The organism is Xanthomonas sp. LMG 12461 (assembly GCF_009192935.1).
Classification (GTDB): domain Bacteria; phylum Pseudomonadota; class Gammaproteobacteria; order Xanthomonadales; family Xanthomonadaceae; genus Xanthomonas_A; species Xanthomonas_A sontii.
In genome coordinates, this window is the sequence record NZ_NQYT01000061.1 from 113,076 (window position 1) to 130,820 (window position 17,745).

A 17,745-nucleotide genomic window follows, 5' to 3' on the forward strand; every position below is an offset into this window, starting at 1 on the left:
CCGCCCTCCTACCACGCCGCCTCCCAGCCCATGACCGCTATCGCCCCCATCTCCCCCATCGCACCGCGTCCAGCCGACCTCAGCGCCTGGCAGATGTTCCTGCATGCCGACCTGGTGGTGCAGGCGGTGATGATCGGCCTGGTCGTCGCTTCGGTCGCGACGTGGACGGTGCTCCTGGCCAAGCACCGGGAACTGGCGCGCGCCGGCGCGGCGCTGCAGGCCGCGCGCGCGGCGCTGCGGGGTTCGCAGCGGCTGCGCGAGACCGAGGCGCAGCCGGCCTTGGACACGCCTGCCGCCCGCGCGCTGCTGCAGGAAGCGCGCGCTGAACTGCAGCAGTCCAGCGGCCTGCGCGACGCGGCCGGGATCAAGGAACGGCTGGCTTCGCGCCTGGAGCGGGTGGAACTGGACCACGCGCGACAGTGGCGCCAGGGCATCGGGCTGCTTGCCAGCATCGGCGCCACCGCACCGTTCGTCGGCCTGTTCGGCACGGTGTGGGGCATCATGCGCAGCTTCGTCGGCATCGCCCGCGCCAATACCACTACCCTGGCGGTGGTGGCGCCAGGCATCGCCGAAGCGCTGCTGGCGACGGCGCTGGGCCTGGTCGCGGCGATTCCGGCAGTGATGTTCTACAACCACCTCGCGCGGCGCCTGGGCGGGCTGCGCCAGCGCCTGGGCGATCTGTCGGCCGGTGTGCAGCAACTGGTGTCGCGCGACCTGGACCGCCTCCACGCCGAGGCGCCGGCAGCGGCCGACGCCGCCGCCACGCGATGAGGCCGGCCATGGCGATCCGCACCGCACGCGACGACGACGACACCCTCGAAGAACAGCACGCGATCAACGTGACGCCGTTGATCGACGTGATGCTGGTGCTGCTGATCGTGTTCATGATCGCCGCACCACTGGCGACGGTGGAGGTGCCGGTCGAGCTGCCGGCCAGCGGCGCCGCGGCCGGCGCGCCCGACCGCGACCCGATTCTTCTGACCCTGGGCGCGGACCTGAGCCTGCGCCTGGACGAGCAGCCGATCGCCGCGCAGGCGCTGCGGCCGGCGCTGGACCGACGCAGCGGCGGCGACCGCGACCGCCGCATCTTGCTGCGCGCCGACCGCCGCGTGGCCTACGCCGACCTGATGGGCACGCTGGACGCGCTGCGCGCGGCGGGCTATCTGAAGATCGCCCTTGTCGCGGTGGAGTCGCCGGCGCGATGAACGTGCACCCGCCGGCGCTGCGCCGCTGGCTGCTCAGCCTGGGCCTGGTGCTGGCGGCGCATGCGCTGGTGCTGGCCGTGTTGCTGGCCTGGCCCTCGCGCATGCCGGTGCCGCCGCCCTCCGCGTCGGCACCGGCGCTGCTGCTGGACCTGGCACCGGCGCCGGTCGCGCCGCCGGCCGTGCCCACCGACCTGGCGCCCGGCCCGCCGCAACGCGCGCGCCGCGACGTGGTGCGCACGCAGGTGGCGCGCGCAACGCCGCCCCCCGTGCCGACCGCCCCGGTGCCGGCGCAAGCGCAATCGCCGCCAACGCCGCTGCTCGCGCAACAGGACACGCCGCAGGAGTCGGCCGCCGCGCAGGCCAGCGCGCCACCCGGCATCGTCGCGCCACCTGCGGAGCGTTACGCCGCGCCGCAGTCGCTGGCCGGGACCACGCCACAGGCGCGCGTGACCTGGCAGGCGCAACTGCTGGGCCACCTGCAACGCTACAAACGCTATCCGCGAGCGGCGCAGCGACGCAGGCAGGAAGGCGTGGCGCACGTGGGTTTCGCAGTGGACCACGGCGGCCATGCCGGCGACCTGCGCCTGGTCCGCAGCAGCGGCCACGACACGCTGGACGCCGAAGCGCTGGCCACGGTCCGGCGCGCCGAGCCGCTGCCACCACCGCCGGCAGAGATGTCCGGCGATGCGGTGCAGGTGGTGGTGCCGGTGGAGTTCTTCCTGCGCTGAGCGCGATGGTCGTACCCGCGCCGACCGAACCCGCGCTGGTTACTCCAGGTTCTGCACCTGCTCGCGGATCTGGTCGATCAGCACCTTCAGTTCCACCGCGGCGTTGGAGGTGCGGCTGTCCACCGACTTCGAGCCCAGGGTGTTGGCCTCGCGGTTGAACTCCTGCAGCAGGAAGTCCAGGCGCCGGCCGGCCGGTTCGGGCTGGCGCAGGACGCGGCGCAGTTCCTTGATATGGCTGCCGAGCCGGTCCAGTTCCTCGTCCACATCGAGCTTCTGCAGCCACAGCACCAGTTCCTGCTCGGCGCGGCCGGGATCGACCGGATGCGGCAGATCGGCCAGGCGCGCCGCCAGCTTGGCGCGCTGGCCGTCGCGGATGGCGGGGATCAGCGTGCGCACCTCGCCGGCGATGCGTTCCACCGCATCGACGCGCTCGACGATGGCCGCGGCCAGCTTGCCGCCCTCGCGCTCGCGCGCGGCGACGAACTCGGCCAGCACCTCGTCCAGCAGTTCCAGCGCCTGCGCCTGCAGCGCCGCCGGATCGGCCGTCTGCCCCTGCAGCACGCCGGGCAGCTGCAGCAGGTCGACGAACTGCACCTGCATCTGCGGGAAACGCACTCCCAGCCGTTGCGCAAGCACACCCAACTGCTCGACCAGGGCCTCGTTCACCGCCAGGGTCTGCGCTGCCTCCGGCGCGCGCAGGCGCAGCATCAGGTCGAGCTTGCCGCGGCTGATCCGCGCGGCCACGCGTTCGCGCAGTTGCGGCTCCAGCGCGCGCAGTTCTTCTGGCAGGCGGACGCCGACTTCCAGGAAACGGTGGTTGACCGAGCGCAGCTCGCATCCCAGCGTGCCCCAGGGAGTGATGCGCTCGGCGCCGGCATAGGCGGTCATGCTGCGGATCATGCGGTGTTCCGGTGCGGACAGGGGGCGAATGTTAACCTAGCGCCCTTTCCTGCCTCACCGACGCGGTCACAGGCCGCGCACGGCCCCGCCCTTCCCGGAACCCCTGCATGTCCTTCTCCCGTCCCAGCGGCCGCACGGCCGATCAGTTGCGCCCGGTCCGCATCGAACGCGCCTTCACCCGCCATGCCGAAGGCTCGGTCCTGGTCAGCTTCGGCGACACCCGCGTGCTGTGCAACGCCAGCGTCGAGAACCGCGTGCCGGGCTTCCTGCGCGGCAAGGGCGAAGGCTGGGTCACCGCCGAATACGGCATGCTGCCGCGCGCCACCCACTCGCGTTCCGATCGCGAAGCCGCGCGCGGCAAGCAGGGCGGACGCACGCTGGAGATCCAGCGTCTGATCGGCCGCGCGCTGCGCGCCTGCGTCGACCGTACCGCGCTGGGCGAGCGCACCATCACCCTGGACTGCGACGTGCTGCAGGCCGACGGCGGCACCCGCACCGCCGCCATCACCGGCGCCTACGTGGCGCTGGTGGATGCGGTGAACTGGCTGCAGAAGCGCGGCGACCTGAAGAAGCCGGTGGTGCTGGGCGCGGTCGCCGCGGTCTCGGTCGGCGTGTACCGCGGCATGCCGGTGCTGGACCTGGACTACGCCGAGGACAGCGACTGCGACACCGACATGAACGTGGTGATGAACGATGGCGGCGGCTTCATCGAGCTGCAGGGCACCGCCGAGGGCCACGCCTTCCGCCGCGACGAACTGGACGCGCTGCTCGGCCTGGCCGAGCGCGGCATCGGCGAACTGCTGGCGGCACAGCGCGCCGCCCTGGCGCAATGAACCGGCGCCTGGCCCTAGTCACCCTGGTGGTGGCCGACTACGACGAGGCCATCGCCTGGTACACCGGCAAGCTGGGCTTCCAGGTGCTGGAGGACGTGGACCAGGGCCACAAGCGCTGGGTCGTGGTCGGGCCCGGCGATGCGCGTGGCGCGGCGCTGCTGCTGGCGCGCGCCAGCGACGACGCGCAGCGCAGCCGCATCGGCGACCAGACCGGCGGCCGCGTCGGCTTCTTCCTGCACACCGACGACTTCCAGCGCGACCATGCGGCGATGCTGGCCGCCGGTGTGGAATTCCTGGAAGTCCCTCGCCACGAACCCTACGCCACGGTCGCGGTGTTCCGCGATCTGTACGGCAACACCTGGGATCTGCTGGAGCCCATCGCATGAAACTGGTCCTGGCCAGCAGCAACGCCGGCAAGCTCGAAGAACTGCACGCCTTACTCGACGACGTGGGGGTCGAGTTGATCGCGCAATCCACGCTCGGCGTCAGCGATGCCGACGAAACCGGCCTGACCTTCGTCGAGAACGCGCTGCTCAAGGCGCGCCACGCCGCCCGCGTCACCGGCCTGCCGGCGCTGGCCGACGACTCCGGCATCTGCGTGGACGCGCTGCATGGCGCGCCGGGGCTGTACTCGGCGCGTTACGCCGGCGAGCACGGCAACGCGCAGGCCAACATCGACAAGCTGCTGGACGCGCTGCGCGATGTCCCCGACGCGCAGCGCGGCGCGCATTTCTACTGCGTGCTGGTGCTGCTGCGGCATGCCGAGGATCCGCAACCGCTGCTGGTGGAAGGGCGCTGGCGCGGCCGCATCGCGCATGCGCGTGCCGGCACCGGCGGGCATGGCTACGACCCGGTGTTCCTGGATCCGGACCACGGCCAGACCGCCGCCGAAATGCCGCTGGCGCTGAAGAACCGCATCAGCCACCGCGCCCTCGCCCTGCAACAGCTCAAGCAGCGCCTGGCGGACCATCTTGCGGCGCATCCCGCCGAGTGACCGCGCCGCGCGCAGGCACCGGGCCAGTCAGGACACCGCGGCGCGCGCAGACTGCCCTGCGCCGCTGCGCCAAGCCCTGAACCCTCCGGCGCCCGCACCGCCCGCATCTCCGTTTCCAGATTCCCGCCCGCCATGCCGCACGCCCACGACCATTGCCAGCATCCGCCCGGCACCGCCTGCCCGGATCCATCCGCGCACGCCGACACCCCGGCGCTGGTGCCGCCACCGCTGTCGCTCTACGTGCACCTGCCGTGGTGCGTGCGCAAATGCCCGTACTGCGATTTCAACTCGCACGCGGCCAAGGGCGCGCTGCCGTTCGACAGCTACGTTGATGCGCTGATCCGCGACCTGGACCAGGACCTGCCGCTGGTCTGGGGCCGTGTGGTCAACAGCGTGTTCTTCGGCGGCGGTACGCCCAGCCTGTTTCCGCCCGAGGCGATCGACCGCTTCCTGCAGGCGGCCAGCGCCCGGCTGCGCTTCGCGCCAGGCCTGGAGATCACCCTGGAGACCAACCCCGGCACCGCCGAGCATGGCCGCTTCGACCGCTACCTGGCGGCTGGGGTCAATCGCCTCAGCTTCGGCATCCAGAGCTTCGACGACGCGGCGCTGCAGCGGCTGGGCCGCATCCACGACGGTGCCGAGGCCGAGCGCGCGGTGAAGCTGGCGCAGGACGCCGGCTACGCCAATCTCAACCTGGACCTGATGTACGCGCTGCCGCAGCAGACCCTGGCCGAGGCCGAGCGCGACATCGCGCAGGCGCTGGCGCTGCAGCCGACCCACCTCAGCCACTACCAGCTCACCCTGGAACCGAACACCGTGTTCGCCGCGCGGCCGCCGCAGGGCATTCCCGAGGACGACGACGCCTGGGACATGCAGGAGCGCTGCCAGGCGCTGCTGGCCGAGGCCGGCTTCGCGCAGTACGAAGTCAGCGCCTATGCGCGCGCCGGCTACCGCTGCGCGCACAACCTCAACTACTGGACCTTCGGCGACTATCTCGGCATCGGTGCCGGCGCGCACGGCAAGATCAGCTCCGGCGCCGAACAGAACATCCTGCGGCGCTGGAAGCACAAGCATCCACAGGCGTTCCTGGACGCGGCGGGGACGCCGGCGGCGATCGGCGGCGACGAGTGGATCGCGCCGGAGCGGCGCCCGTTCGAGTACATGCTCAACGCCCTGCGCCTCAACGACGGCTTCGCGCTGCGCGACTTCAGCGCCCGCACCGGCCTGCCGCTGCAGGCGATCGCCTCGGCCCTGGCCACCGCGCAGGCCCGCGACTGGTTGCGGGTGGACGCCGGCCACGCCGTCCCGACCGAGCTGGGACGGCGGTTCACCAACGACGTGATCGCCCTGTTCCTGCCCTGAGCCGCGCCGCCCGCCTTGGTTGCGGCGGCGGATCGTGCTACATACCGCGCAGAAAAGTATAACGGCGATCACAGGATGCCCCTGTCTGCGACCATGTCGGCCCCGCCAGCGACGCTTGCCAGCGCCGCCCTGCCGGCGCGCGTGCGCGACATCCTGCTGGCCTTGAACAGCCTGCTGTGGCAGGCCCTGGAACTGCCGCTGCAGGCGACCCTGGACGAGCTGGAGCAGGACCTGCTCGAGCAGGCCGGGCGCGCCCGCAATGGCCAGGTGCAACAGGACCTGTTCCAGGAGGCGCAACGCGTGCGCACACAGCGCGGGCGCCTGGCGCCGTTCTACCAGGCGCAGCTGGAAGCCGGGCTTGCCAGGATCCGCAGCCCCTTGGCGACGGCCGCTGCGCCGCGAGTAGCCAAGGCAGGTGCCGCGCAGATGCTGACCCTGGTCGCCGACGTGGATATCGACCGCGACATCGTGCTGCACGAGATCGCCCGCCGCGAGGCGATCCGCTGCAATATCCCGCTGCAGTTGCTCGGCCAGCGCTTCGGCGTGCTGGCGGCGCGGCCCGCCTTCGAGATCGAGCAACTGCCGCTGGGACCGCACGCGCTGTGCCGGCTGCTGCGCACCGCCGGCGAAGCGTTGGGCCTTGGCCTGGACACGCAATTGGCGCTGTATCGCGCCTTCGAACGGCAGGTGCTGGCGCGCTACGGCGAGATGGTGGAACGGGCCAATGTCCTGCTGACCCACGCCGGGGTGCTGCCCGGCCTGATCTATCTGCCCTACGTGGCGCGCAGCACCAATGTCGACCCGGGCACGCGGCGCGCGGCGCGCATGCCCGGCGCCGCGGCGCCGCCCCCTGCCGGCAGCGGCCCCCGCGGGAACGCCAGCGCTCCTGGTCAGGCCGCACCCGCCATGGGCGTGCCGCCGGGGCCGGCCGCGACGGCACCGCTGCCGCCAGCGGGCGCGGCGGCCGGCGCCGCGGAATCGGCCGCCAGCGGCCCGGACCTGGCCACCCTGCGCCAGTTGCTGACCGCGGCGCGCGCCAAGGCCGTGCCCGCCGCGGCGGCGCCCACGACTGAGACCGCCGGTGCCGCCGCGCTCCCGGCGCGGCCAGCGAGCGCCGCCGGTGCGGCCCCGGTGCCGACCGCCAGCCTGCTGGAGGCCCTGGGCGAACTGCAGGCGCAACCGCCGGCCCACAGCACCCTGGGCGGACTGCGCGGACGCCGCCACCTGCGCGACGTGCAGACCGCCCTGCTGCAGGCGCTGCGCGCCACCCACGGCGCGCAGGCGACCCTGGCAGCGCAGCAGGCCGACACCTTCGACCTGCTCGGCCTGCTGTACGGCGAGATCGAGCGCGAGGTACGCCCCGACGCGCCGGCCGCGGCGCTGCTGGAACGCCTGCAGGTGCCGCTGGTGCGCGCCGCGCTGCAGGATCCGGCGTTCTTCGCGCGCAGCCGGCACCCGGCGCGGGAACTGCTCAATGCCGTCGCCGAATCCGGCGCCACCTGGCTGGGCGAAGAGGACAGCGATCCGACGCTGCTGCTCAAGCTCAACCAGGCCGTGGACCGCGTGATCGAGGAGTACGAAGGCGACGAGACCGTCTTCGAGCAGGCCCACCAGGAGATCCAGGCGCAGCAGCGCAGCCTGGCGCACAAGGCCGAGATCGCCGAGCGCCGGCACGTCGAGGCCGCGCGCGGCAAGGAACGGCTGGAGCTGGCCAAGCAGACCGCGACCGCCACCCTGGAGGCGCTGTGCAGCGCCCAGCAACCGCCGGGTTTCGTGCAGACCCTGCTGCAGCAGGCCTGGTCCGACGTGCTGGTGCTGACCCTGCTGCGTCAGGGCGAGGACTCGGAGACCTGGCGCGAGCGCATCGGCCTGGCCGAGCGCATCGCCGAGGTCACCTGCCGCAGCGAGGGCGCCTCCGATGCCGCCCTGGCCGAGCGCGTGGGCCAGGCGCTGCTGCAGGTGGGCTACCACCAGCAGGAAGCCGAGGCCATCGCCCGCCGCCTGTCCACGCCCGGCGGCACCGACGCCACCACCTCGCGCACCGAACTCAACGTGCGGCTGAAGGCGCGCACCCGCCTCGGCGAGCAGGGCGAGGACGGCGAGCGCCCCTCGCTGCCGCCGCGCAACGAGGCCGAACAAGCCGCGTATGCGCGGTTGCGCACGCTGCCGTTCGGCACCTGGTTCGAATTCGTCGTCAACCAGCAAGGCGACCTGAAGCGGCAACGCCTGTCCTGGTACAGCCCGATCACCGAACGCGCGTTGTTCGTCAACCAGCGCGGGCAGAAGGCCGCCGAACACACGCTCGACGGATTGGCGCGGCTGCTGGCGCAGGGACAGGCGCGCATCGTCAGCGAGGACCGCGCCCGCCTGATCGACCGCGCCTGGCAGGCCGCGGTGCGCGCGCTGCGCACCCTGGCCGGCGTTCCCGCCGCCGACGACGCCATGGAGGGCGCATGAGCGCAGACGCTCGCCGATCGCCGCGCCTCCAGGTTCCGGACATGGTGCCGGTGCTGGACCTGATGGAAGACGCCGTGGTCGGCCGCCTCGGCAACGTCTCCGAACACGGCATGCTGCTGCTCGCCTCGGCACCGCTGCACGAGGACGCGCTGTACCAGTTGCGCTTCGCGATACCGCACGCCGACCGCGACGTGCAGATCGATATCGGCGCGCACCTGTTGTGGAGCGAACCCTCGCACGCACCGGGCCAGGCCTGGGCCGGCTTCCGCTTCCTGACCATTTCCCCCGCGCATCGCGACCTGTTGCGGCAGTGGATCAACGCTGCGACCGGCGGCTAGCGGCATCAACCTCGCAGGTGTGGCTACTGGTCCCTGTGACGGGATCAGCCGCGACCGGCATTCCCGGGAACGCCTCGGTCGCGGCTGAAGCCGCTCCTGCGACGGCCATTCGCGACCGTTGCGCGATCGGCCGCAAAGAGTCTCCGGCGGATCGACAAAGCCCCGCATCGCCGGCGTAGCTTCGGCATCGCATGCCATGCATAGGCCGTCCGTGCACGTCCACACGCCTGCACCGTTTCCGGCACACTTGGCGCCCCCGTTTCCGCATCGCAGAACGAGTCCGCCGCCATGCCCCAGCACGATCCAAGCGCCCTGTATCCCGACCACCTGCGCACCCTGACCCGACGCGCCGACGAAGCGCTGGCGCGCGGTGGCTTCGACCACCTGGTGGTCCCGAGCGGCACCCTGCACTACCAGGTGTTCGACGATCGCGACTATCCGTTCGCGGTGAACCCGCAGTTCAAGGCCTGGCTGCCGCTGACGCGGGTGCCGCACAGTTGGCTGGTGTACACGCCGGGGCGCCGTCCGCAGGTGATCTTCCACCAGCCGCGCGACTACTGGCATGTGGTGCCGGATGCGCCCAGCGGCTGGTGGGTGGAGCACTGCGACATCCATCTGATCCGCACCCCGGACGAGGCGCTGGCGCTGCTGCCGGATGCCGCGCGCAGCGCGATCCTCGGCGAGCCGCAGAGCGCGCTGGGCGCCTACGTGCCGAACAATCCGCCGGCGGTGCTGGACTACCTGGAATACCACCGCGCCTACAAGACGCCGTACGAGCTGGCACTGATGCGCCAGGCGCAGCACTCGGCGGTGCGCGGCCATCGCGCCGCCGAGGCCGCGTTCCGCGACGGCCGCAGCGAATTCGAGATCCACATGGCCTACTGCGCCGCGGTCGGCCAGGACGCGAACGAACTGCCGTACGGCAACATCGTGGCATTGAACGAACACGGCGCCGTGCTGCACTACACCGAACTGCAGCGGCAGGCGCCGACGCCGCTGCGCAGCTTCCTGATCGACGCCGGCGCCTCGGCACACGGCTACGCCAGCGACATCACCCGCACCTACGCCGCCGATCGCGACAGCGAGTTCCAGGCGCTGATCGACGCGGTGGACGCCGCGCAGCAGCGCATGGGCCAGCACGTGCGCGCCGGCGTCGACTACCGGCAACTGCACCTGGACGCGCACCTGGCGTTGATGGGCGTGCTGAAGGACGCCGGCGTGCTCACCGTGTCGCCGGAAACCGCGGTGGCCACCGGCGTCAGCGCCGCATTCTTCCCGCACGGCCTGGGCCACCCGATCGGCCTGCAGGTGCACGACGTCGCCGGTTTCGCCGCCAGCGACCGCGGCGGCCGCATCGAACGCCCCGACGGCCATCCCTACCTGCGCATGACCCGCACCCTGGAACCTGGCATGGTGGTGACGATCGAGCCGGGCCTGTACTTCATCGACATGCTGCTCGACGACCTCAAGCAGGCCGGCCATGGCGGCAGCGTCGACTGGGCGCGGGTGGCGCAGTTCAAGCCCTACGGCGGCATCCGCATCGAGGACGAAGTGGCGTGCACCGAGGACGCACCCGAGAACCTGACGCGGCCGGTGTTTGCGGCGGCCTGATGGCCGCCGCCACGGTCACTTGCCGGTCAGCGCGTACGGGCCGCGATTGAAGCTCATCGGGATCAGGTCGTAGCGGCGCTGCCCGGCGGCGGCCGGATACGGCGCGGTCTTGAAATCGCGTGCCAGCGCTTCGAGTCCACGTGCCGCGTTCGGCGAAGGCAGCGCCTCCAGCACCAGGGCGGACTCGGGGCGTCCGCCCTGCGGATCGCCGCGCATCAGGAACAGGCTCAACGCCGGCGTGACCGGCAGGTCCATCGGGCTGTCCAGCACGGTCTTGCGCCGTTGATTCTCGGCACGCGCAGTCAGCCCGCCAGCCTCCTCGCCATCCTGCGCCTGCAGCGCATCGAGCTGCGCGAACAGCATCCGGTCCAGGACACGGCCCCACTGCACGCGGAACGCGTTGAACCAGGCCAGGCCGATCGCGTCGCGGTCGCCGCTCGGCATCGCCGCATAGCAGCGCTCCAGGAGGTAGGCATGGTAGGCGGTATCGCGATTGCGCTGACTGGGCCGCACACGGCGGCCTTCGATCTCGCGCGCCCGCGTGGTGAACTCGCGGTCCAGCGCCACCCAGCCCTGCGCCCATTGCAGCGCCGGCTTGGCATTGCCGGCGGACAGTTCCAGCTCGGCCAGCGACGCCAACGCGAGCAGCGGGCAGCGCGGCATGCCCAGGCAGCGCTCCAGCCAGTAGCGGGCCGTGTCCAGGTCGCGCGGCACCAGATGCGCCGGATGCGCCTCGCCATTGCGGTAGAGCACGCCCAACACGTACGCCGAGGCGCCATCGCCCTTACCCGCCAGCGCGACGACCTGCGCCAGCATCTGCGCGCGGGCCTCCGGCGCAGCGCGCAGCGACAGCAACGTCTCTAGATCGTCCAGCGCCAGCGTGGGCACCGCAGCAGGCACAGGTGCCTGCGTCGCCGCGGGCGCAGCATCGGCTGGCGCCGCCGGCGCGGCCACTTGCTGCGCGTGCGCCTGCGCTGCGACGGCCACGCACAGTCCTGCCGCCAGCAGGCATCGCATCCACATATTCATGAATCCCCCTTGTTCAGCCGGTCACTGTGCGCAACCGGCCGCCTGCACGCAAGGGGGCGGCGTCAGTCTGCCGCGGCGGCCTGACGGCCGCCGCCGGGATTGGGGATTCGCAACGGCAAACGCGCCAGGTCTGCTAGCCGACCTTTCCGCGCGCGGCGACCGCTTTTCCCATTCCCGTTTCCCGTTTCCCTATTCCCCATTCCCAGCCATCCACGCCTCGATCTCCTCGGCGCTGCGCGCCAGGGCATCGGTGAGCACGCGATGGCCGTCGTCGGTGATCAGCACGTCGTCCTCGGTGCGGATGCCGATGCCCCGCCACTTCGGGTCGACGTCCTTGTCGTCCGGCGACACGTACAGGCCGGGTTCGATGGTGAACACCATGCCCGGCTCGAGCAGGCGCGATTCGCCGGCCAGCCGGTAGTCGCCGACATCGTGCACGTCCAGGCCCAGCCAGTGCCCGGTCTTGTGCCGGTAGAAGCGCCGGTAGTCGCCGCTGGCCAGGTTCTGCTCGACGCTGCCCTTGAGCAGGCCCAGCCGCAGCAGGCCTTCGGTCAGGGTCTGCACCGCGGCCAGGTGTCCGGCCTCGTAGGCCACGCCCGGGCGCGCCTGCGCCAGCGCGGCGGCGTGCGCGGCACCGACCAGGTCGTGCAGCGCGCGTTGTTCGGTGCTGAAGCGGCCGTTGGCCGGGAAAGTACGGGTGATGTCGGCGGCATAGCCGCGGTATTCGGCGCCCGCATCGACCAGCACCAGGTCGCCGTCGCGCAGGCGCGCGGCGTTGGCGCGGTAATGCAGCACGCAGGCGTTGTGGCCGCTGCCGACGATGCTGCCGTAGGCCGGCCAGGCGTCGCCGGCGCGGAATTCGCGCTCGATCTCGGCCTGCAGTTGGTATTCGTGCACGCCCGGCCGCGCCAGTCGCATCGCCGCGCGGTGCCCGGCCACGCTGAGGTCGGCGGCCACCTGCATCAGCGCGATCTCGTCGCGCGACTTGAACAGGCGCTGCTCGTGCAGCAGATGGCCGAGCTCCAGGAATTCGTGCGGCGGCTGCGCGCCGTGCCGCACCTGCTCGCGCACGCGCTTGACCCAGCCGATCAGCTTCAGGTCGAAATCGACGTCGCGGCCGAAGTGGTAATACACCCGCGAGCGGCCTTCCAGCAGCCCGGGCAGGATCTCGTCGAGGTCGTCGATCGGATAGGCATCGTCCATGCCATAGCGCTCGACAGCGCCTTCCTGGCCCGCCCGCGGGCCGTCCCAGGCTTCGCGCTCGGGGTCGCGTTCGCGACAGAACAACAGCGCCTCGCCATGGCGGCGACCGGGCACCAGCACCAGCACCGCGTCCGGCTCGGCGAACCCGCACAGATACCAGAAGTCCGAATCCTGCCGGTACGGGTAGTGCGTGTCGTGGCTGCGCACCCGCTCCGGTGCGCTGGGCAGCACCAGGATGGCCTGCTCGCCGGCCATGTCCATCAAATGACGGCGCCGGCGCACGTACTCGCCGGAGGAAATCCCGGTGAGGCGCTTCATCAGTTCAGGCGCTGCCGGTGGCGCGGGCCGAGCACGCAGTCGCTGTGCAGCAGCAGCACCGCCACGCGCACGAACTCCTCGATCTCGGCCAGCGCGTCCTCGTCCTCGTCGCCGCTGTCGAAATCGTCGGCGCTGGCCTGGGCCAGGCGCGCCACGTCCTGCAGCGCCTCCTGCCCTTCCTCGGACAGTGGCGGCGCAGCCCCTGCGGCCAGGCCGAAGCCGCCGAGGAAGCCGCGGCACCAGTCGAACAGCGCGTCGGCGCGCTCGGGCAGCGGCGCGCCGGCATCGGCCAGCACCAGGTCGAAGCCGAAATCGCGGTCGTTCAGTTGCGCAGTCGTGGCCTCGCGCAGGCGGTCCAGCGCATCGCCGGGGCGCGGTGCGGCGAGGCTGGCGTCGGCGAGCACGGCCGCCGGCCATGCCGGCAATTCGGCGCCGCCGCCGGCCAGCCAGCCGCACAGGCCGCCGTGCAGTTCGGCTGCCGACGCAGCCAGGCCAAGCGTCCGGCTGGCATCGGCGATCTGGTCGGCAGTGGGAAGTTCGGTCATGGAGCAAGCCTGTCGGGCGCTGGCCGCGGGCCTGTCGAGGCCTGCGGCGGAATCGGGACTGCGCAGTGTAGCAACCGCGTGTGCGCCGCCGCTTGTGGTGGCTTCCGGCACGCGCCTACACTCCACCACCCGTTCTTTGACAGAAGTCACTTTCCGCCATGCCATTGGAGCACGTTGCTGCAGGAGCTGCGGAAAGAACCGGCCTCGCCTTGTTCGGCGAGACCTTGCTGGCCGCATGGCCGCTGGTCGCGCTCGCCGCGCTGGCGGCCGGCGGGGTGGCGGCGCTGTTCGCGCTGCGTTCGCGTCGGCGCCTGCGCGAGCAACTGCAACGGCACGCGCAACTGCAGCAGCGCGACCAGCACCTGAAGCTGGCGCTGTGGGCCTCGGGCGAACACTTCTGGGATTACGACCTGCAACAGCGCAGGTTGCGGCTGATGCGCGCCGACGAGGCCACGCCGCACGCGCAGGACATCGGCCTGGTGATCCGCGAGAACGAGCCGCTGCGGATCCATCCCGACGACGTGCAGCAGGCGCGGCAGGTGCTGCAGGAACACCTGCAAGGCCTGACCGCGATCTACACCGCCGAGTACCGGGTGGACCTGGCCGGCGACGGGGTCTGGCACTGGGCGCGGGTGCGCGGCCGCGTGGTCGACTACGACGCCAGCGGCGCGCCGCGCCGGCTCGCCGGCACCGCGCGCGACATCACCTCGCACCGCCAGGCCGACCTGGAACGGCGCATCGCCGCCGAAGTGCTGCGCAGCATGGGCGAGGCGGTCGCCGTGCTCGACGAGGACCGCCGCTTCATCTCGGTCAACCCGGCCTTCACCCGCATCACCGGCTACAGCGAGCGCGAGGTACTGGGCCAGCCGATGGCGCTGATCGACCACGCGCCGGAAACGCCGGCGGCCCCGGTGGCCGACCACGGCCGGCATTGGCGCGGCGAGGCCTGGAAGCGGCGCAAGGACGGCCAGGAGATCCTCTGCCACCTGCGCCGCAATACCGTGGTCGACGCCGACGGCCGCCAGAGCTTCCAGGTGGTGGTACTGGAAGACATCACCGAGCAGAAGCGCGCGGAGCAGGAACTGCGCTATCTGGCCAACTACGACACGCTGACCAGCCTGCCCAACCGCGCGCTGCTGTCCGAGCGCCTGGCGCGGGCGATCGTGCGGGCGCGGCGCCAGGCCGGCTCGGTCGCGGTGCTGTTCCTGGATCTGGACCGCTTCAAGGACATCAACGATTCGCTCGGCCACGCGGTCGGCGACCGCGTGCTGCGCGCAGTGGCCGAACGCCTGCAGCAGGCGGTGGGACCGCAGCACACGGTGGCGCGCCTGGCCGGCGACGAATTCACCGTGGTGGTCGAGGACATCGTCAGCCAGGGCGAGGCCGAGGCGGTGGCCGCCCGCGTGCTGGCCGCGTTCGAGGCGCCGCTGCGGCTGGACGAACGCCGCGAGGTCGCGGTCTCCACCTCCATCGGCATCTCCCTGTTCCCGCAGCACGCGCTGCTGCCGAGCGAGCTGCTCAAGCACGCCGATACCGCGATGTACCAGGCCAAGGCCGCCGGGCGCCGCAACGCGCAGGTGTACTCGGCGCGCATGGACGAAGCCACCCGCCACCGCGCCACCCTGGCCAGCACGCTGCGCAAGATCCCGCTGGATCAGGAACTGAAGCTGGTCTACCAGCCGCGCTACTCGCTGCGCACGCAGCGGGTGGTCGGCGTGGAAGCGCTGCTGCGCTGGCACAGCGCCGATTTCGGGCCGGTCTCGCCGAGCCAGTTCATCCCGCTGGCCGAGGAGACCGGGTTGATCCTGGAGATCGGCGAGTGGGTGCTGCGCCAGGCCTGCAGCGCGTTGCGCGACTGGCGGCGGATGGGGCTGACCGATCTGTGCATGTCGGTGAACGTCTCGGCGATCCAGCTCGAGCGCGGCAACCTGCCGGAACTGATGGCCGGGATCCTCGCCGAAACCGGCGTGCCGGCGGCCAACATCGAACTGGAACTGACCGAGAGCGTGGTGATGTCGCAGGTCGGCAAAAACGCCGCGCTGCTGCGCGCCTGCCGCGAGCTGGGGCTGACCCTGGCCATCGACGACTTCGGCACCGGCTATTCGTCGCTGGCCTACCTGAAGCGGCTGCCGATCAACACCCTGAAGATCGACCAGGAATTCATCGGCGACCTCACCCGCGACCCGGACGACGAGGCGATCACCAGCACCATCATCGCGATGGGCCACTCGCTGGCGCTGAAGGTGGTGGCCGAGGGCGTCGAGGACGCCGGGCAGCTGGCGTTCCTGCGCGCGCACGGCTGCGACGAGATCCAGGGCCACCTGGTGGCGCCGGCGCTGGAACCGGACGCCTGCCTGCGCCTGCTGCAGCAACCGCTGCGGCTGCCTGCCTGAGCGCCGGCCATGGCGCCGCCGCGCGGCGTCTTGACCGCCCCTCCGGCGCATGCCTATCGTGAGCGCCATGGACAGCCCTGACGCCCTCGCCGAGCTTCGCGCCCTTGCCGCACGCGTGGAAACGCTGGTCGAGCGCTGCCAGCGCCTGTCCGACGAGAACCGCAGCCTGCGCCAGCAGCAGGAACACCTGATCGGCGAGCGCTCGCAGTTGCTGACCAAGAACGAACAGGCGCGTTCGCGCGTGGAAGCGATGATCGCCCGACTGAAGTCCCTGGAGCAGCACACGTGAGCGAGCCGGTCAGCGTCCGCATCCTCGACCGCGAATACACCGTCGGCGTCGAGGCCGAAGAACGCGACGGCCTGCTCGCCGCCGCGCGCCTGCTCGACGCGAAGATGCGCGAGGTGCGCGGCAGCAACCGCATGGCCGCGGTGGACCGCGTCGCCGTCCTCGCGGCACTGAACTTGGCGCACGAGTTGCAGCAACTGCGCGACGAACAGGCCAAGCACGAACGCGAGATGGCGCGCACACTCGCCGATCTCAATCGGCGCCTGGACAGCGTGGTCGATACGACGCGCTGATCCGCACGTGGCGCTGCGATCATCAACGTGAATTGCAACGTACCGAAGGACCGACGAACGGACTAGCCAAGCGCGATCACGGCGCTATACTCCACTTGCGTTCTCTGCTGTGAACGACAGCGTGTGCAAACATTCGCCTTGTCCCTTAATGACGACCACGGGGTGGCGACGGAATCGGGAGTGCAGGTCCGCCTCGTAGCGGGAAGCCCGATGATTCTCCAGCCATCCCACTTGAACCCCGGGTTCAAGGTCGTTTCGCACGCATCGTCACGGCGGAGAATGCAATTTTTCCAGGAAGCGGCGCCGCAAGGCGCCGTTTCCTTTTGTGCGCCCGCAGCGTGCGCCTTCACCACGCCGTCGTCGCCGGCGCATTGCAGGTGCCACGCGTTCTCGCACCGACCGAAACCCGGGATACTGGTCGCCCCATCACGGAGATCCCGGATTGCCGACGCTCGCCCAGATCCTCGACCGCTTCGACCCCGCCGTGGGATTCGACGTCCCCGCCAGCTGGCGACAAGGCCGCACCGCCTTCGGCGGCCTGTCCGCGGCGCTGGCGCTGCAGACCGCGCTGCGCACGGCGCCGTCCGCGTTGCCGCCGCTGAAGTCGGCGCACATCGGGTTCATCGGCCCCACCGACGGCAGCCTGCGCTTCGATGCGCAGGTGTTGCGCCAGGGCAAGTCCGCCACCTCGGTGGGCGTCGATTGCATCGCCGACGGACAGGTCGCCCTGCGCGCGGCTTTGCTGTTCGCGCAGCCGCGGCCCAGCCGCATCGCCCATGACTTCCTGCCGGCGCGGCCGGCGGTCGTCGGTCCCGATGACGCGACGCCAATCGCCGAAAGCGCGGCGACCCCGGCCTTCGTCGCCAACTTCGACATGCGCCTGGCCGGCGGCGCGCTGCCGCTGTCCGCCGCGGCCGATCCGGAGTTGCTGGTCTGGGCGCGCCATCGCGACGCCGGCGGCGTGGAGCCCAGCGTGGCCCTGGTCGCGCTGGGCGACTGCCTGCCGCCGGCGGCGATGACCTGCTTCACCGAGCCGGCGCCGGTCAGTTCGATGACCTGGAGCCTGGACTTCCCGCAACCGGCCAGCGCCGGCGACTGGTTCCTGCTGCGCTCGGCCAGCCGCCATGCCGAGGACGGCTACTCGCTGCAGGACATGCAGATCTGGGATACGGCCGGGCGGCTGGTGCTGTGGGGCCGGCAGACGGTGGCGCTCTACGCGTGATCGCCGCAGCGGCGCGCGCCTGCTGGTC

The 17,745-nt window shown here is 71.6% G+C and carries 18 protein-coding genes and 1 other RNA gene; 15 read left to right on the forward strand and 4 right to left on the reverse strand.

All coding sequences use genetic code 11. The features are described from left to right. Window positions 1-93 precede the first annotated feature (93 nt). Genes exbB through CEK68_RS16145 form a run of 3 tightly spaced genes read left to right on the forward strand, consistent with a single transcriptional unit; the run spans window position 94 to window position 1,933 of the window. Entirely contained in the window at window positions 94-771 is a 678-nt protein-coding gene (gene exbB / locus CEK68_RS16135) for a tonB-system energizer ExbB (protein ID WP_152240013.1), read from the forward strand. Between the two features lie 8 nt (window positions 772-779). Continuing rightward, window positions 780-1,205: a biopolymer transporter ExbD gene (locus CEK68_RS16140; protein WP_148829637.1), complete on the forward strand. Its 426-nt coding sequence runs from the start codon at window positions 780-782 to the stop codon at window positions 1,203-1,205. Next, complete coding sequence (locus tag CEK68_RS16145; RefSeq protein ID WP_152239994.1) at window positions 1,202-1,933, forward strand: energy transducer TonB; 732 nt, start codon at window positions 1,202-1,204, stop codon at window positions 1,931-1,933. The genes CEK68_RS16140 and CEK68_RS16145 overlap by 4 nt, the downstream gene beginning before the upstream one ends. A gap of 39 nt (window positions 1,934-1,972) precedes the next feature. Here CEK68_RS16145 and CEK68_RS16150 read toward each other — a convergent pair whose 3' ends face one another. Then, window positions 1,973-2,833 (reverse strand): YicC/YloC family endoribonuclease, encoded by an 861-nt coding sequence (locus tag CEK68_RS16150; RefSeq protein ID WP_043094881.1) that lies wholly within the window; start codon window positions 2,831-2,833, stop codon window positions 1,973-1,975. A 107-nt stretch (window positions 2,834-2,940) separates the two neighbouring features. Between CEK68_RS16150 and rph the strand changes: the two genes are divergently transcribed. The 7 genes from rph (at window position 2,941) to pepQ (ending at window position 10,428) form a co-directional block, all read left to right on the forward strand. Beyond that, on the forward strand, window positions 2,941-3,666 hold the full coding sequence (gene rph / locus CEK68_RS16155) for a ribonuclease PH (protein ID WP_017907632.1): 726 nt from the start codon (window positions 2,941-2,943) through the stop codon (window positions 3,664-3,666). Then, window positions 3,663-4,052 carry a VOC family protein gene (locus tag CEK68_RS16160; RefSeq protein ID WP_017915364.1) on the forward strand — a complete coding sequence of 130 codons (390 nt, stop codon included), beginning with the start codon at window positions 3,663-3,665 and terminating at the stop codon, window positions 4,050-4,052. The genes rph and CEK68_RS16160 overlap by 4 nt, the downstream gene beginning before the upstream one ends. Further along, window positions 4,049-4,660, forward strand: coding sequence for an RdgB/HAM1 family non-canonical purine NTP pyrophosphatase (gene rdgB, locus CEK68_RS16165; RefSeq protein WP_152239995.1), 612 nt, complete (start codon window positions 4,049-4,051; stop codon window positions 4,658-4,660). The genes CEK68_RS16160 and rdgB overlap by 4 nt, the downstream gene beginning before the upstream one ends. A gap of 132 nt (window positions 4,661-4,792) precedes the next feature. Further along, window positions 4,793-6,022, forward strand: coding sequence for a radical SAM family heme chaperone HemW (gene hemW, locus CEK68_RS16170; RefSeq protein WP_152239996.1), 1,230 nt, complete (start codon window positions 4,793-4,795; stop codon window positions 6,020-6,022). Window positions 6,023-6,097: 75 nt separating this feature from the next. Continuing rightward, a complete protein-coding gene (locus CEK68_RS16175; protein WP_152239997.1) occupies window positions 6,098-8,479 on the forward strand; it encodes a DUF1631 domain-containing protein in 2,382 nt (793 codons plus the stop codon). Next, window positions 8,476-8,817, forward strand: coding sequence for a PilZ domain-containing protein (locus tag CEK68_RS16180; protein ID WP_026143711.1), 342 nt, complete (start codon window positions 8,476-8,478; stop codon window positions 8,815-8,817). The genes CEK68_RS16175 and CEK68_RS16180 overlap by 4 nt, the downstream gene beginning before the upstream one ends. 288 nt (window positions 8,818-9,105) lie before the next feature. Next, on the forward strand, window positions 9,106-10,428 hold the full coding sequence (pepQ, locus tag CEK68_RS16185; protein ID WP_152239998.1) for a Xaa-Pro dipeptidase: 1,323 nt from the start codon (window positions 9,106-9,108) through the stop codon (window positions 10,426-10,428). Window positions 10,429-10,443: 15 nt separating this feature from the next. Here pepQ and CEK68_RS16190 read toward each other — a convergent pair whose 3' ends face one another. From CEK68_RS16190 to CEK68_RS16200, 3 genes are all read right to left on the reverse strand, one after another. Next, window positions 10,444-11,445 (reverse strand): hypothetical protein, encoded by a 1,002-nt coding sequence (locus CEK68_RS16190; RefSeq protein WP_152239999.1) that lies wholly within the window; start codon window positions 11,443-11,445, stop codon window positions 10,444-10,446. Between the two features lie 201 nt (window positions 11,446-11,646). Beyond that, a complete protein-coding gene (locus CEK68_RS16195; protein ID WP_152240000.1) occupies window positions 11,647-12,978 on the reverse strand; it encodes an aminopeptidase P N-terminal domain-containing protein in 1,332 nt (443 codons plus the stop codon). Next, window positions 12,978-13,523 (reverse strand): YecA family protein, encoded by a 546-nt coding sequence (locus CEK68_RS16200; protein ID WP_043094872.1) that lies wholly within the window; start codon window positions 13,521-13,523, stop codon window positions 12,978-12,980. Before CEK68_RS16200 ends, CEK68_RS16195 begins: the two co-directional genes overlap by 1 nt. A 209-nt stretch (window positions 13,524-13,732) precedes the next feature. Between CEK68_RS16200 and CEK68_RS16205 the strand changes: the two genes are divergently transcribed. From CEK68_RS16205 to CEK68_RS16225, 5 genes are all read left to right on the forward strand, one after another. Beyond that, the gene (locus CEK68_RS16205) at window positions 13,733-15,916 is read left to right on the forward strand and encodes a GGDEF and EAL domain-containing protein (RefSeq protein ID WP_193314225.1); all 2,184 of its coding nucleotides are present in this window, start codon (window positions 13,733-13,735) and stop codon (window positions 15,914-15,916) included. 67 nt (window positions 15,917-15,983) lie between these two features. Beyond that, window positions 15,984-16,205 (forward strand): TIGR02449 family protein, encoded by a 222-nt coding sequence (locus CEK68_RS16210; RefSeq protein WP_017910437.1) that lies wholly within the window; start codon window positions 15,984-15,986, stop codon window positions 16,203-16,205. Continuing rightward, window positions 16,202-16,495: a cell division protein ZapA gene (locus CEK68_RS16215; RefSeq protein ID WP_152240002.1), complete on the forward strand. Its 294-nt coding sequence runs from the start codon at window positions 16,202-16,204 to the stop codon at window positions 16,493-16,495. Before CEK68_RS16210 ends, CEK68_RS16215 begins: the two co-directional genes overlap by 4 nt. A gap of 98 nt (window positions 16,496-16,593) precedes the next feature. Beyond that, a non-coding RNA gene (gene ssrS, locus CEK68_RS16220) (6S RNA) lies at window positions 16,594-16,778 on the forward strand. Window positions 16,779-16,937: 159 nt separating this feature from the next. After that, window positions 16,938-17,717 (forward strand): thioesterase family protein, encoded by a 780-nt coding sequence (locus tag CEK68_RS16225; protein ID WP_152240003.1) that lies wholly within the window; start codon window positions 16,938-16,940, stop codon window positions 17,715-17,717. Window positions 17,718-17,745: the final 28 nt, after the last annotated feature.